We start from the raw sequence: 14,156 nt of genomic DNA, 5'->3' as shown, positions 1-14,156 counted from the left end.
CGAGCATCACAACGGGCGGGAAACGATGCGGACATACGAGCCTCAGGACGAGGGCGAGGCGCAAGCCATCGTCGCCGATGCCGCCGATCGCTCCGAGCCGATGCGTCTCGTCGGCGGAGGCACCAAGGCCGCCATCGGTCGCCCGGCGCAGGACGAATCGACCTTCTCCTCCCTGAAACTCTCCGGCATCACGCTCTACGAACCAGCCGAGATGGTTGTCGCCGCCCGCGCCGGCACCCCCCTCGCACAGGTGCAGGCCCTGCTCGCGGAACGCGGCCAGATGCTGCCCTTCGAGCCGATGGACCATCGCATCCTCATGGGCTCGGGCGGCGAGCCGACCTTCGGCGCGGTGGCGGCCACGAACAATGCGGGACCGCGCCGGATCAATGCGGGCGCGGCCCGCGACAGCCTGATCGGCGTCCGCTTCGTCAACGGGCGCGGCGAGGCCATCAAGTCCGGCGGCCGGGTGATGAAGAACGTCACCGGCCTCGACCTCGTCAAGCTCATGGCCGGCTCGTGGGGCACCCTCGGCCTTCTCACCGAGGTGACCTTCAAGGTCCTGCCGGTCCAGGAACGGACGGCGACCCTGACCTTTACCGGCCTCGACGACGCCACGGCGGTCGCCGCCCTCGGTGCCGCCCTCGGCTCGCCGTTCGAACTCACCGGGGCCGCTCACCTGCCGAGCGGCCTCGATGGGCCGAGCCCCCGGACCCTGATGCGCCTGGAGGGCTTTTCGGACTCCCTCGATTACCGCCTCGGCGAATTGCGCAAGCTCCTGCGGCGCTTCGGCGAGCCGGAGATCATCGAGGACGGGATCGGCGCCGTCCTTTGGGCCGCGATTCGCGACGTGATCCCGCTGACGGAACCGCGCGATGCCGCCGTGTGGCGGATTTCCACCGCGCCGACCAAAGGCCCAGCCGTCACCGCCGCCATCGCGGCGCAGCGCCAGGCACGCTGGTTCTACGATTGGGGCGGCGGCCTCGTCTGGCTCGCCACCTCGGCCGAAGGCGATGCCGGTGCCGAGACCATCCGCGCCGTCCTCCGCACCACCGGCGGGCACGCCACCCTGGTGCGGGCGCCGGACGCGGTACGCGCGGCCACCGCCGTGTTCGAGCCCCTGTCCGATCCGCTGCTGCGGATGACGGCCGGGATCAAGGCGGCCCACGATCCGAAGGGGGTTTTCAATCCCGGCCGGATGTATGCGGGAATTTGACTGGTGCGCGGCGAGCGCTCGTGGGAAGGGCTTTCGCCGGTCTGCGACGGCCGCGCCATCGGGGTGCGGCAGGCTGCCGCTTAGAGCCGTTCCAAGCCTCGGCTTCCGTCCAAATTCCCTCTAAGCTGCGGGAAACAGCGCCGGGCGGCGGAAGATCGCCGGGCGGGCTGACGTATCGGGACCCCGAGGAAACGCCGTGCAGACCAATTTCAGCCTGACGCAGCTCGCCGACCCGGCGATGGCGGCGTCCGAGAAGATCCTGCGGACCTGTGTGCATTGCGGGTTCTGCACCGCCACCTGCCCGACCTATCTCCTCCTCGGCGACGAACTCGATTCCCCGCGCGGCCGCATCTACCTCATCAAGGACATGCTGGAGGGCGGCAAACCGGCGACACCCGAGGTGGTCAAGCACGTGGACCGCTGCCTCTCCTGCCTGTCCTGCATGACGACCTGTCCGTCCGGCGTGCATTACATGCACCTCGTGGATCACGCCCGCACGCATATCGAGGAGACCTATCGCCGGCCGTTGAGCGACAGACTCCTGCGCAGCGTGCTCGCCTTCGTGCTGCCCTATCCGAACCGCTTCCGACTGGCGCTTCTCGCCGCCAAGATCGGCTCGCCGTTCCGGCCCCTCGTCGCCCAGCTGCCCCGCATCGGCAACCGCCTCGCGGCGATGCTCGACCTCGCGCCCGCGCTCCTGCCGAACCGCACCGCCTCCGACCGGCCCGGCACCTTCCCCGCCGACAACCGCGCGCGGGAAGCCAGCGCCCTGCTTCAAGGCGAGGCCGCCCCGGCCCGCGCGGGCAGGGTCGCCCTCCTGCGCGGTTGTGCTCAGAGCGTGTTGCGGCCGGATTTCAACGAGGCGGCGGTCCGGCTTCTCACCCGCCACGGCGTCGAGGTGGTGCAGGCGAAGGGGGAGGGGTGCTGCGGCGCGCTCACCCATCACATGGGCAAGTCCGAGACCTCCCACGCACAGGCCAAGCGCACCATCGACGCCTGGATCGCCGAGATGGACGGCGGCGGCCTCGACGCGATCATCGTCACGGCCTCGGGCTGCGGCACGACGATCAAGGATTACGGCTTCATGTTCCGCGACGACCCGGCCTATGCCGACAAGGCGGCGCGGGTTTCAGCACTGGCCAAGGACGTCACCGAATACGTGGCCAGCCTCGGCCTGATGCCGCCGCTGTTCGAGAGCGATCTCGTCGTCGCCTACCATTCCGCCTGTTCGATGCAGCACGGCCAGGGCATCCGCACCGAGCCGAAGAACCTGCTCAAGAAGGCCGGCTTCACCGTGAAGGACGTGCCCGAGGGCCATATCTGCTGCGGCTCGGCCGGCACCTACAACATCCTCCAGCCGGAGATCGCCGGGCGGCTCCGCGATCGGAAGGTGGACAATATCGAGCGCATGCGCCCCGACCTCATCGCCACCGGCAATATCGGCTGCGCCACGCAGATCGGGAACGGCACGCGCATCCCTATCGTGCACACGGTGGAACTGCTGGATTGGGCGACGGGCGGGCCGAAGCCGGCGGTGCTTGAGGGCCTCGGCGGAACGCGGGTGCTGGAGGCGGCGGAGTAGCGCTCAGGCCCGGCGTACGGCGTTCAGGACGAACACCCGGATCGCCGACGACAGGTTCTGCGCCCCCCGCGCCTCGTCGATCTCGCCGATCAGCACCTGGACCGACTGTTCACGGGCGGCGGCGATCTCGCGCAGCGCCTCCCAGAACGGCGTCTCCAACGACACGCTGGTGCGGTGACCGGCGATCATCACCGAGCGTTTGGTGGTGCCGGTGGTCATCGGGCGCGCAACCCTCCCCCCACGGACCTCGGGCTTGCCCGAGATCCGTCTTTGGCTGGCCAAGTCGGGCAGGCCCGACGTGGTGCGGGGGAGGGTGCCTGCGGAGCAGGCGGGAGAGGGGGCGACCTCTCCGGATACGGCGCTCCCCTCTCCCGACCCTCGCTGACGCGAGGGCCACCCTCCCCCGCAGAGGGGGGAGGGGAGACTTGCGAGCGCATTAGGGTCGTCACCTGTCCGGATCCGGCCCCACGAGCTTGTGACCCTCGTGGCGCGAGAACTCGATGGCCTTCTTGGCCTCGGCCAGGGTCTTGGCCTTCTTCGGCCGGCCGAAGGCGATGCGGTTGTCCTCCGCCTTCGCCTCCTTCTCGGCCCGCGCCTTGCCCTTGCGGACCGAGCGCAGGTTGATGATCTCGGCCATGAGCTTCCCCGTCATTCGACGCTTCGTTTAATCGACGCTTGGCGCCAGCATGGTCTCGGGGCGGACGACGCGGTCGAACTCCTCCTCCGTGACGTAGCCGAGACGCAGGGCCTCTTCCTTCAGGGTGGTGCCGCGCTTGTGCGCGGTCTTGGCGATCTCGGCGGCCTTGTCGTAGCCGATGGAGGGGGCGAGCGCCGTCACCAGCATGAGCGAGCGGCTCATCAGGTCGGCGATCTTGTCCTCGTTGGCCTTGATCCCGACGACGCAATTGTCGGCGAAGCTCACGGCCGCATCGGCGAGGATGCGGATCGATTGCAGCACCGCGTTGGCGATGACGGGCTTGAACACGTTGAGCTCGAAATTGCCCTGCGAGCCGGCGAAGCTCACGGTGGTGCCGTTGCCGATCACCTGGGCGCAGACCATGGTCAGGGCCTCGCACTGCGTCGGGTTGACCTTGCCCGGCATGATCGACGAGCCCGGCTCGTTCTCCGGCAGGGAGAGTTCACCGAGGCCCGAGCGCGGGCCGGAGCCGAGGAAGCGGATGTCCTGGGCGATCTTGAACAGGCCCGCCGCCAGGGCGGACAGCGCGCCTTGCGTGAAGACGAGGGCGTCGTGGGTGGCCAGGGCCTCGAACTTGTTGGCGGCCGAGGTGAAGGGCAGGCCGGTCAGCTCGGCGACCTTGGCCGCGAACTTTTCGGCGAATTCCGGATGGGCGTTGAGGCCGGTGCCGACCGCCGTACCACCCTGGGCCAGCGCCAGCACGCCCGGAAGCGTCGCCTTCACCCGCTCGGTGCCCAGCGCCACCTGCGCGACGTAGCCGGAAAATTCCTGGCCGAGGGAGACGGGCGTCGCGTCCTGCAGGTGGGTGCGGCCAATCTTGACGATGGACGAGAACGCCTCGGACTTGGCCTGGAGCGCGTCGTGCAGGTGCTTCAGAGAGGGGAGCAGACGGTCGTTGATCTCGCGCGAGACCGCGATGTGCATCGCAGTGGGGAACACGTCGTTGGAGGATTGGCCGCGATTGACGTGGTCGTTGGGATGGACCGGCGACTTGCCGCCGCGCTTGCCCCCGAGCAGCTCGTTGGCCAGACTCGCGATGACCTCGTTGGCGTTCATGTTCGACTGGGTGCCCGAGCCCGTCTGCCACACCACGAGGGGGAATTCCTGGTCGTGCTCGCCGGACACCACCTCGGCAGCGGACGCGGCCACGGCCTGGGCCACCTTCGGGTCGAGGGCGCCGAGATCCTGGTTCACCAGGGCGGCGGCCTGCTTCACCATGCCCAGCGCATGGACGAGGGGGGCCGGCATCTTCTCGGTGCCGATCTTGAAATTCTGGATCGAGCGCTGGGTCTGCGCGCCCCAGTAGCGATGGGCCGGAACCTCGATGGGGCCGAACGTGTCGGACTCGGTCCGGGTAGCGGACGTTTCGGTGGGGCTTTCGAGCGGCGACATCGTGGCCTCTTAGATGGCGGGGTCTGCGGCCCTACTTAAACGGTGCGGCTGAAAACCGCGATGGTGCTTTCTTTCAAAGGCGTCACAGGTCCGTGCCGGAGTCAGGCACCGTCCGGGACGAAGCGAGGACGATTGCCGATGCCTTTGGACGCCGCGACCCTGGAGCCCGACACCGTTCCACGCTTCCGCCCCGTCGTCCCGCGCCCCCGGCGCGAACAGCCGGGGTTGTTCGCCTTCCTCAAGGCCGTGCGTGCCAACCCGATCACCACCTGGCTCGACGAGCATTTCGTGGAGCCCGTGGTGGCGCGCGAAGGCGCCATGGGCCGCGTCACCGTGGTCAGCGACCCGGCCCTGATCCGCTATCTGTTCGTGGAGAACGCCGCCAATTACCGCAAGGACGACCTGCAGCGCCGGGTGCTCGCGCCGGGCCTCGGCAACGGCCTCCTCACGGCGGAGGGCGAGGAGTGGAAGCTGCAACGGCGTACCCTGGCGCCAATCTTCTCCGCCCGCCACGTCCTCGGCTTCGCCGCCCCCATGAACGAGGCCGGCGCTCGGATCGGCCGTCGCCTCGCCCGGCGCGATGCCACCACCGTGGACGTGGCGCTGGAGATGACCCGCGTCACCCTCGACGTGCTGGAGAGGACCATTTTCACCGAAGGTCTCTCCAGCGACCCCGATGCGCTGGGCCGCGCCATCACGCGCTTTCTCGAATCGGTCGGGCCGGTGGATCCGATGGACGTGTTCGGCGTGCCCGCCTTCGTGCCGCGCATCGGTCGCCTCCGGGCGCGGCCGGCGATCCGCTTCTTCGAGGAGGTGGTGAATGCCCTCATCGCGCGTCGGCGCACCCAGCTCGACGCCGGGACGGCACCCTCCGACCTCCTGACCCTGCTGCTTCAGGCGCAGGATCCGGAAACCGGCAAGGGCCTGAGCGATTTCGAGGTGAGGGCCAACATCGTCACCTTCATCGCCGCCGGTCATGAGACCACGGCAAACGCGCTCACCTGGGCGCTCTACTGCCTGTCACAGGATCACGAGGCCCGGGCCTGCGTCGAGCGCGAGGTCGATGCGGTGCAGGGCGACGGGTTTGATGCCGACGCGCTGCCCTACACCAAGGCTGTGATGGAAGAGACGATGCGGCTGTTCCCGCCGGTGCCGTTCCTGAGCCGGCAGGCGATCGCGGAGGACCGGATCGGCAGGATCAAGATCCCCAAGGGCTCGCTCATCATGGTGGCGCCCTATGTGCTCCACCGCCACCGCACCCTATGGGACGATCCGGAGGCGTTCGTGCCGGAGCGCTTCCTGCCCGAGAACAGGGCTGCGGTTCAGCGCTTCTCCTACCTGCCGTTCGGCGCGGGACCGCGCGTCTGCATCGGCCAGAGCTTTTCGCTGCAGGAAGCAGTGATCGTCCTGGCGCATATCGCCCGCGCCGCGCGCTTCTCGGTGGCGCCCGACCACGCCCCCGTCACGCCGCTGCAGCGGGTGACACTGCGCCCCGAACACGGCTTGCGGATGGAGGTGGAGCGGCGGACATGACACCCGCTGCGGCCGGAGCCCAGCGCGAGACGTAGTGAAGCGCCCCTAACCTCAGCTCTTCTTGCGGAACGCGTCGAGGCTGACGACCTCGGCACCGGCCTCGCCGCCTTCGGTCTTCTTGGCCGCCGGACGGGCCGACTTCCCGTCCGCGCCCTCGTCCGTCTTGTCGAGGTTCTGGCTCGCGCCCTGCGCGGGCAGGAGCTTGGGGACGCTGGCGCCGATCGCCGAGACGGCATTGCCCTTCGGCATGATCTCGCTCGGCTCGGAGGCAGCACCACGCGCGGCGTTCTTCGTGCCGGGAGGTTGCGGCGCATCGTCCTGCGCGTCCTCGTCCGCCGTCTCGTTCAGGTCGAACTTGAGGCCGAACTGGACCGACGGGTCGAAGAACCCGCTCAAGGCGTCGAACGGCACGAGCAGGCGCTCGGGAACGCCGGAGAAGGACAAGCCGACCTCGAAGGAATGCTCGGTGACGCCGAGATCCCAGAACTGGTGCTGGAGGACGATGGTCATGTCCTGGGGATACTTCTCCCTCAGGCGCTGCGACATCCGCACCCCCGGCGCCTCCGTCCGGAACGACACGTAGAAATGGTGCTCCCCGGCGAGACCTTCGCGGGCCGCGTCGGTCAACACCTTGCGCACGACGCCGCGCAGGGCATCCTGAACCAGGAGGTCGTAACGGATGAGATCGTCTGCCATCGCTTGTCGCTTTGCCCGGCACCTGCCGGAATGTCGCGCCGACGGCGCACCGGGTCGGTGAATTGACGTGAAGGCTTGCCGGACTTGGGCACCGGTTTCAATCGCGCCGTTTCCACCGTGGTCTCCACGGGGAGTGGTGAATTGACACCGTATCCACGTACCCGGGATTCTGGTGAAAGCGCCGGGATCGAGCGGCCTTCGCCGAAGATTGTCAGGCACCCAGTTCGGCCTCTCGACCGAACGAAAGGAATATAGAGGGAGAGGCGTCGCTTTTGAAGCCCGATCCTGACGTGGAGTTGTCCGACGACCGGGCAATCGGCGCAATGCTGGCCGCCACCGGTGGCGGCCCGCCGCGCCGCCAGCCGCTCCGCCTCGCCATTGCCGCCTTTCGCGATGCCATCGGCCTCGTCCTGGCGACGTTGTTCGTGATGGTGGCGGCGGCCATCGCCGCCCTGCTCATCGTGCGCGTCGGCGCGGACATCCTGCAGGGCATAGACCCCTTTGCCGCCGAAGCGCGCCGCCCCCGGTTGTATCCGCAGCAGCTCGTCCTGCGCGAGGTGGCGAGCGACATCCTGCGGCAATGCCTCATCGTCGCCATCGTCATCGGCGCGGCGATCCGGTCCAGTGGCGATGCGTGGCACGCCAGGCTCGCGCTGACCCCCGTCGGGGCGCCGGGCCTCGCTCCCTCGCGGCTCCTCGCCATCCTGCTGCTCTGGCCGTTCCTCCACATCCTGTGGGTGATCGGGACGGCGGAGGTCTTCCACATGGCGTTCGGCCGCAATGTCGGCCTGTCGCCGCTGCTCAGCAGGACCGGGGCGATCGGCTGGCTCGCCTTCACCATCGTGCTGGCGCCGGTGGCGGAGGAAATGCTGATGCGCGGGGCGATGTTCGAGCGGGCCTCGCGATTCCTCAAGCCGTGGGGTGCGATCCTCTCCACCTCCGCCCTGTTCGTGCTGCTCCACATCCAGGTCGGCAGCATCGCCCGCCCGGTCTCGCTCATTCCCCTCGCCCTGATGCTCGGCTGGCTGCGCTGGCGGACCGGGCGGCTCTGGCCCTGCATCCTGCTCCACGTCTGGAGCAATCTCGCCGTGGTCGCCTACTTGCTGTGGCCGGGCCCCGCCTGACCGCTCGCCTCGCGGCCCCGTTCGCGGTATCGCGGGGGACGGAACACGGGACCCCGATGCACACGTATCACCAGCTCCTCGAACGCATCCTTTCCGAGGGAACGCGCAAGGACGACCGGACCGGCACGGGGACGCTCTCGGTCTTCGGCCACCAGATGCGCTTCGACCTGGCGAAAGGCTTTCCCCTCGTCACGACGAAGCAGCTGCACCTGCGCTCGATCATCCACGAATTGCTGTGGTTCCTCACCGGTGACACCAACGTGCGTGCCCTGCAGGCCAACGGCGTCACGATCTGGGACGAATGGGCCGATGCGAACGGCGATCTCGGCCCGGTCTACGGGAAGCAATGGCGCTCGTGGGCGAAGCCCGACGGCGGCGCGGTGGACCAGATCGCCTGGCTCGTGGACGAGATACGGCGAAACCCCGATTCCCGCCGGTTGATCGTCTCGGCCTGGAACCCGGCCGACCTCGACAGGATGGCGCTGGCGCCCTGCCATTGCCTGTTCCAGTTCTACGTCGCCGACGGCCGGCTCTCGTGCCAACTCTACCAGCGCTCGGCGGACGTGTTCCTCGGCGTGCCCTTCAACATCGCCTCCTATGCGCTCCTCACCGCGATGATCGCCCAGGTGACGGGCCTGGAGCCGGGAGACTTCGTCCACACCCTCGGCGACGCCCATCTCTATGTGAACCATCTCGAACAGGCCCGGCTGCAGCTCACCCGGGAGCAGCGTCCCCTGCCGCGCCTCGTCCTCGCCCCGGAGGTCCGCTCGGTGTTCGATTTTCGTTTCGAGGACATCGCCATCGAGGGCTATGAACCGCATCCCGCCATCCGCGCGCCGGTGGCGGTCTGATGGCGCCCGGCACCCATCGCCCTCTCGTCAGCCTCATTGCGGCGGTGGCCCGCAACGGGGTCATCGGCCGCGACAACGGCCTGATCTGGCGCCTCGGCAGCGACCTGCGCCGCTTCAAGGCGCTGACCATGGGCAAGCCGGTCCTGATGGGCCGCAAGACCTACGATTCCATCGGCCGGCCGCTGCCGGGCCGGCGCATCCTCGTCCTCACCCGTGACCGGTCGTTCTCGGCCGCCGACGTGGCCGTCGTCCACGATTGGGCGGGCGCCCTGGCAGCGGCGGGGGAGGCCGAGGAACTGATGGTGGCGGGGGGCGGCGAGATCTATGCCCTGGCGCTGCCCCATGCCGACCGCATCCATTTCACCGATGTGGAGATCAGCCCGGAGGGGGATACGGTGTTCCCGGCCTACGAGACGGGTGACTTCCGCGAAGTCTCGCGTGTCGCGCACCCGCCCGGCGAGCGGGATGAATGCGCCTTCGCGTTCGTTGATCTGGAACGGGTCCGGTAACTCTACGCCGCGACGCATCGCGCAAGAGCGCTCGGCGCTGTTGCCTTTCCTCTTGGCGATGCCCACTTGCCAGCCTTGACAGGACGGAGTGGCGACACTCAGTACCGTGAGACGGATCGGCCCGAGGCGAGAGCGCGCCGGGTCGGCCCCGAACGACACTGCCTCAGCAGGAGATATCGGCGAGCATGCCTTGGAGCAATCAAAGCGGCGGCGGTGGCGGCAACGGGGGAGGGCCCTGGGGCCGTGGCGGCGGCGGCAATGGAGGCGGGGGCGGCCCGTGGGGTAGCGGCGGTGGCGGCGGCGGCGGAAAGACGCCTCCGGACCTCGAAGAGATCCTCCGTCGCGGCCAGGACCGTCTGCGCGGGATCATCCCCGGCGGCTCCATGGGCGGTGGCAAGGGTGTCGCCATAGCCGGTAGCCTCGTGGTGGCGGCGTGGCTGCTCACCGGCTTCTACACCGTGGCACCGCAGCAGGTCGGCATCGAGACGATCTTCGGGCGCTACACCAGCACAACGGGCCAGGGCCTGAACTACAATTTCCCCTATCCGATCGGTGCCGTGACCAAGCCGAATGTCGGTCAGGTGAACAGCGTCCAGATCGGCTACCGCGTCGGCGTCGGGTCGCAGTCGCGATCCCGCGATCTGCCGGAAGAGAGCCTGATGCTCACGGGTGACGAGAACATCGTCGACCTCGATTTCGAGGTGCAGTGGCGCATCAACCCGCCGAAAGCGTCTGACTACGTCTTCAACCTCGAGAATCCCGAAGGCACCATCAAGGCGATCTCCGAGAGCGCCATGCGCGAGGTGATCGGTCGCCGCAACATCCAGGCGATCCTTACCAACGAGCAGTCGAGCGTGGCCCAGGAGGTCAAGGAGATCACCCAGAAGGCCCTCGACGAGTACGGTGCCGGCGTACGGATCGAAGTGGTCCAGCTCGTGGCGGTCAATCCGCCGCCGGATGTCAGGCCCGCCTTCATCGACGTCAACGCCGCCCAGCAGGATGCCGAGCGCGCGCAGAACGAGGCCCGCACCTATGCGAGCCGCGAGGTTCCGCAGGCTCGTGGTAAGGCTTCGCAGATCGTGCAGGCGGCCGAGGCCTACAAGACGCAGGCGACGGCGGATGCCACCGGTCAGGCGGCCCGCTTCCAGCAGGTCTACGAATCCTACAAGCTCGCACCGGCGATCAGCCGTGAGCGCATCTTCCTCGAAACGATGGAGCGGGTCCTGGGCTCGGTCAACAAGGTCATCATCGACCAGAACGGAACCGGCGTGGCCGGTGGTGCAGCGGGCGCGGGCGTCGTCCCTGTGCTTCCGCTGACCGAATTCGGCAACCGCAACGCCAATACTGGAGCCGCCCGATGAACGGTTCCGCACTTCGCACGGGCGGTGTCTTCCTCCTGGCAGTGATCGCCGTCGCCCTCTACGCCTCGGTCTTCACCGTCGGGCAGATGCAGCAGGCCCTGGTGATCCAGTTCGGCCGTGTCCGCACGGTCCTTAACCAGACGGGAACCGAGAAGCCCGGCCTCTACTTCAAGGTCCCCTTCATCGAGAACGTCGTGCTGTTCGACAAGCGCGTCCTCGATCTCGACCTTCCGGTCCAGACGCTCCTGACCGCCGACAGGCAGAACCTCGAAGTCGACGCCTTCGCGCGCTATCGCATCATCGACCCGCTGCGCTTCTACCAATCGGCCAACAACGTGCTGCGCGCCAACACGCTGCTGGCGAGCTTCACCAACTCGGCACTGCGCAACGTGCTGGCCCGCTCGACCCGTGACGCCATCGTGCGGACCGAGCGCTCGCACCTGATGAACGTGATCCAAGGCGACGTGAACACCCAGGCAAAGGAACTCGGCGTCGAGATCGTCGACCTGCGCATGACCCGCGTCGATCTGCCGGCGCAGAATTCCACCGCCGTCTACAAGCGGATGATCACCGAGCGTAACCGCGAGGCCGCCGACATCCGTGCCAACGGCGACCAGATCTCGGCGACGATCAAGGCGAAGGCCGACCGCGACGTGACGGTGCTGCTCTCCGAGGCCAACCAGACCGCCGAGACCCTGCGCGGCCAAGGCGACGGCGACAGGAACCGCATCCTCGTCGAGGCATTCGGGAAGGATGCGGATTTCTTCGCCTTCTACCGGTCGATGCAGGCCTACGAGACGAGCTTGAAGGGGCCGGAGACGCGCCTCGTCATCAACCCGAACTCGGACTTCTTCCGCTACTTCAACGACCCGCAGGGCCGTGCTCCGGCAACCGCCCCGCGGGCCGCCGGAGCGGCGGAGGCGGGTGCGACGAGCGGCGCGCCGCGCTGAAGCCCGGTCCTCATCGCCGACCGGCCCTTGATCGTCCGCCCCGGCGGACGATCTAATGCCTCGTTCCAACAAGAGGTCGACCATGATTTCCGCTGCGGGCGCCACGACGGCGCGACGTCCCCGGGCATTCCGCCACTCCGCGCGCTCGGCCTTCGCCGCCCTGTCGCTCGCCACCGCGGTGGCCGTCACCGGCCTCGCCGGCCCAGCTCTGGCGAAAGGCCCCGAATCGCTCGCCGACCTCGCGGACAAGGTCACCGACGCGGTGGTGAACATCTCGGCCTCCACCACGGTGGAAGCCAAGGCGCCCGGCCGGACGATGCCCAAGCTGCCTGAGGGCACGCCGTTCGAGGATCTCTTCGAGGAGTTCTTCAACAAGCGGGGTCAGCGCGGCGACGGGGAGTCCCAGCGCCCTCAGTCGCGCAAGTCGAACTCCCTCGGCTCGGGGTTCATCATCGACGCCTCGGGCATCGTGGTGACCAACAACCATGTCATCGGCGACGCCAACGACATCCAGGTGATTCTGCACAACGGGACCAAGCTGAAGGCCGAGATCATCGGCAAGGATCCCAAGATCGATCTCGCCGTCCTGAGGGTGAAACCCGAGGCCGACAAGCCACTGAAGGCCGTGCCGTTCGGCGATTCCGAGAAGATGCGCCCCGGCGACTGGGTCATCGCCATCGGCAACCCGTTCGGCCTCGGCGGCTCCGTCTCGGCCGGCATCGTGTCCGCGCGCGGACGCAACATCGAATCTGGCCCCTACGACAATTACATCCAGACCGACGCGGCCATCAACAAGGGCAATTCTGGCGGGCCGCTGTTCAACATGGACGGCGAGGTCATCGGCATCAACACGGCGATCCTGTCGCCGACGGGCGGCTCGGTGGGCATCGGCTTCGCCGTTCCCTCCGCCACTGCGTCGCAGGTCATCGATCAGCTCCGCGAGTTCGGCGAGGTCCGCCGCGGCTGGCTCGGCGTGCGCATTCAGAACGTCGACGATGCCACCGCCGATGCCCTCGGCCTCAAGGGCGGCGCCAAGGGTGCGCTCATCGCGGGCGTCGACGAGAAGGGCCCCGCAAAGACGTCGGGTCTCGAGGTCGGCGACGTCATCACCAAATTCAACGGGACGGTGGTGAAGTCCTCCAGCGACCTGCCGCGCATCGTCGCCTCCACGCCGGTGGGCAAGGTGGTCGAGGTCATCGTGGTCCGGAAGGGCGCCGAGACGACGAAATCCGTCACCCTCGGCCGTCTCGACGACCCCGAGAAGCCACAGCTCGCCAACGCCAAGCAGCCGGAGGCGGCGGAACCCGCCATCCGTCAGGCCCTCGGTCTCAACCTGTCGGGGATCACCGACGAGCTGCGCCGCCGCTTCAGCATCAAGGACAGCGTGAAGGGCGTGGTCGTCACGCGCGTCGACCCGAATTCCACCGCCGCCGACAAGCAGATTAAGCCGGGTGAGGTGATCGTCGAGGTCGGCCAGGAATCCGTCTCTTCCCCCGCCGACGTGACGAAGCGAGTGGATCAGTTGAAGAAGGAGAACCGCAAATCCGTTCTCCTGCTCGTGGCCGCCGCATCGGGCGACGTGCGCTTCGTGGCGATCGGTCTCGACTAGGCCACGTCCTATGGATGGCACATTGGCCCGTCCCGCCTGATGGGACGGGCCGATCTGTATCGCGTCGCATGGCCGGCCGGCTTGTACGACCCGCCGGCCGATGCCTATTCTGGTTCCTCGACGAGAGACCGAAGAACCGATGAGTGCCGTTGCTTTCGACACGTTGAAATTTGCCCGCTCGCTCCGCGAGAAGGCGAAGCTGTCGTCCGAACAAGCCGAAGGCCTCGCGGACGCGTTCACCGAACTGTTTCAAGGCGACATCGCCACGAAGTCCGATATCGGATCGGTGAAGGTCGATATCGAGGCGCTTGGCCTGTCGATGCGATCCGATGTCGAATCTCTTCGCCTGTCGACACAAGCTGATATCAAGGCGCTTATGCTGTCGACCCAGGCGGATATCAAGGCACTTAGCTTGTCGACCCAGACGGATATCGAGGCGCTTCGGCTGTCGACCCGCGCAGATATCGAAGCTCTCAAGTTGTCGACCCAATCCAATTTACGAGAAGCCGAGTCACGGCTGGAAGCCAAGATCGAAGCGACGAAGACCGAGATCATCAAATGGATGTTCGGGACGATCGGCTTTCAGACCCTGATCATCCTCGGCGCCGTCATCACCCCGGCCCGGATCGTCCGCTGACC

General features: G+C 67.7%; 14 protein-coding genes. 10 read left to right on the top strand and 4 right to left on the bottom strand.

Annotation, left to right across the window (positions count from 1 at the left end; genetic code table 11):
• The first annotated feature begins 25 nt into the window (after positions 1-25).
• Positions 26-1,213 (top strand): FAD-binding protein, encoded by a 1,188-nt coding sequence (locus tag K368_RS0122965; protein WP_027174406.1) that lies wholly within the window; start codon positions 26-28, stop codon positions 1,211-1,213.
• A 196-nt stretch (positions 1,214-1,409) separates the two neighbouring features.
• A complete protein-coding gene (locus K368_RS0122960) occupies positions 1,410-2,795 on the top strand; it encodes a heterodisulfide reductase-related iron-sulfur binding cluster (RefSeq protein ID WP_027174405.1) in 1,386 nt (461 codons plus the stop codon).
• 3 nt (positions 2,796-2,798) lie between these two features.
• Here the strand turns inward: K368_RS0122960 and K368_RS0122955 are convergent, their stop codons facing one another.
• From K368_RS0122955 to fumC, 3 genes are all read right to left on the bottom strand, one after another.
• The gene (locus tag K368_RS0122955) at positions 2,799-3,014 is read right to left on the bottom strand and encodes a ribbon-helix-helix domain-containing protein (RefSeq protein ID WP_027174404.1); all 216 of its coding nucleotides are present in this window, start codon (positions 3,012-3,014) and stop codon (positions 2,799-2,801) included.
• Positions 3,015-3,240: 226 nt separating this feature from the next.
• Positions 3,241-3,432: a DUF4169 family protein gene (locus K368_RS0122950; RefSeq protein ID WP_027174403.1), complete on the bottom strand. Its 192-nt coding sequence runs from the start codon at positions 3,430-3,432 to the stop codon at positions 3,241-3,243.
• A 27-nt stretch (positions 3,433-3,459) separates the two neighbouring features.
• Complete coding sequence (fumC, locus tag K368_RS0122945) at positions 3,460-4,884, bottom strand: class II fumarate hydratase (RefSeq protein WP_027174402.1); 1,425 nt, start codon at positions 4,882-4,884, stop codon at positions 3,460-3,462.
• A 138-nt stretch (positions 4,885-5,022) separates the two neighbouring features.
• Here fumC and K368_RS0122940 point away from each other — a divergent pair, with 138 nt between their 5' ends.
• Positions 5,023-6,417 carry a cytochrome P450 gene (locus K368_RS0122940; RefSeq protein WP_027174401.1) on the top strand — a complete coding sequence of 465 codons (1,395 nt, stop codon included), beginning with the start codon at positions 5,023-5,025 and terminating at the stop codon, positions 6,415-6,417.
• A gap of 51 nt (positions 6,418-6,468) precedes the next feature.
• Here the strand turns inward: K368_RS0122940 and K368_RS0122935 are convergent, their stop codons facing one another.
• Positions 6,469-7,113, bottom strand: coding sequence for an SspB family protein (locus K368_RS0122935; RefSeq protein ID WP_027174400.1), 645 nt, complete (start codon positions 7,111-7,113; stop codon positions 6,469-6,471).
• Between the two features lie 272 nt (positions 7,114-7,385).
• On the opposite strand from K368_RS0122935, the gene K368_RS0122930 reads away from it, so the two are divergent.
• From K368_RS0122930 to K368_RS0122900, 7 genes are all read left to right on the top strand, one after another.
• Complete coding sequence (locus tag K368_RS0122930; protein ID WP_245259646.1) at positions 7,386-8,237, top strand: CPBP family intramembrane glutamic endopeptidase; 852 nt, start codon at positions 7,386-7,388, stop codon at positions 8,235-8,237.
• A gap of 56 nt (positions 8,238-8,293) precedes the next feature.
• Positions 8,294-9,088 carry a thymidylate synthase gene (locus K368_RS0122925; protein ID WP_027174398.1) on the top strand — a complete coding sequence of 265 codons (795 nt, stop codon included), beginning with the start codon at positions 8,294-8,296 and terminating at the stop codon, positions 9,086-9,088.
• A complete protein-coding gene (locus K368_RS0122920; RefSeq protein ID WP_027174397.1) occupies positions 9,088-9,597 on the top strand; it encodes a dihydrofolate reductase in 510 nt (169 codons plus the stop codon). Before K368_RS0122925 ends, K368_RS0122920 begins: the two co-directional genes overlap by 1 nt.
• Before the next feature lie 185 nt (positions 9,598-9,782).
• Complete coding sequence (gene hflK, locus K368_RS0122915) at positions 9,783-10,958, top strand: FtsH protease activity modulator HflK (protein ID WP_027174396.1); 1,176 nt, start codon at positions 9,783-9,785, stop codon at positions 10,956-10,958.
• A complete protein-coding gene (locus K368_RS0122910) occupies positions 10,955-11,908 on the top strand; it encodes a protease modulator HflC (RefSeq protein WP_027174395.1) in 954 nt (317 codons plus the stop codon). Before hflK ends, K368_RS0122910 begins: the two co-directional genes overlap by 4 nt.
• An 82-nt stretch (positions 11,909-11,990) precedes the next feature.
• Positions 11,991-13,517 carry a Do family serine endopeptidase gene (locus tag K368_RS0122905; protein ID WP_027174394.1) on the top strand — a complete coding sequence of 509 codons (1,527 nt, stop codon included), beginning with the start codon at positions 11,991-11,993 and terminating at the stop codon, positions 13,515-13,517.
• A gap of 139 nt (positions 13,518-13,656) precedes the next feature.
• On the top strand, positions 13,657-14,154 hold the full coding sequence (locus K368_RS0122900; protein ID WP_027174393.1) for a DUF1640 domain-containing protein: 498 nt from the start codon (positions 13,657-13,659) through the stop codon (positions 14,152-14,154).
• Positions 14,155-14,156 lie beyond the last annotated feature (2 nt).

The organism is Methylobacterium sp. 10 (genome assembly GCF_000519085.1).
Lineage (GTDB): Bacteria > Pseudomonadota > Alphaproteobacteria > Rhizobiales > Beijerinckiaceae > Methylobacterium.
Note: the sequence above shows the minus strand (reverse complement) of the source record. Positions and strands in the feature narration are given on the sequence as shown.

Coding starts and splice junctions, on each gene's coding strand:
- K368_RS0122965 (WP_027174406.1), top strand. CDS start 26: ATGCGGACATACGAGCCTCAGGACGAGGGCGAGGCGCAAGCCATCGTC.
- K368_RS0122925 (WP_027174398.1), top strand. CDS start 8,294: ATGCACACGTATCACCAGCTCCTCGAACGCATCCTTTCCGAGGGAACG.
- K368_RS0122935 (WP_027174400.1), bottom strand. CDS start 7,113: ATGGCAGACGATCTCATCCGTTACGACCTCCTGGTTCAGGATGCCCTG.
- fumC (WP_027174402.1), bottom strand. CDS start 4,884: ATGTCGCCGCTCGAAAGCCCCACCGAAACGTCCGCTACCCGGACCGAG.
- K368_RS0122900 (WP_027174393.1), top strand. CDS start 13,657: ATGAGTGCCGTTGCTTTCGACACGTTGAAATTTGCCCGCTCGCTCCGC.
- K368_RS0122950 (WP_027174403.1), bottom strand. CDS start 3,432: ATGGCCGAGATCATCAACCTGCGCTCGGTCCGCAAGGGCAAGGCGCGG.
- K368_RS0122920 (WP_027174397.1), top strand. CDS start 9,088: ATGGCGCCCGGCACCCATCGCCCTCTCGTCAGCCTCATTGCGGCGGTG.
- K368_RS0122955 (WP_027174404.1), bottom strand. CDS start 3,014: ATGACCACCGGCACCACCAAACGCTCGGTGATGATCGCCGGTCACCGC.
- K368_RS0122940 (WP_027174401.1), top strand. CDS start 5,023: ATGCCTTTGGACGCCGCGACCCTGGAGCCCGACACCGTTCCACGCTTC.
- K368_RS0122905 (WP_027174394.1), top strand. CDS start 11,991: ATGATTTCCGCTGCGGGCGCCACGACGGCGCGACGTCCCCGGGCATTC.
- hflK (WP_027174396.1), top strand. CDS start 9,783: ATGCCTTGGAGCAATCAAAGCGGCGGCGGTGGCGGCAACGGGGGAGGG.
- K368_RS0122910 (WP_027174395.1), top strand. CDS start 10,955: ATGAACGGTTCCGCACTTCGCACGGGCGGTGTCTTCCTCCTGGCAGTG.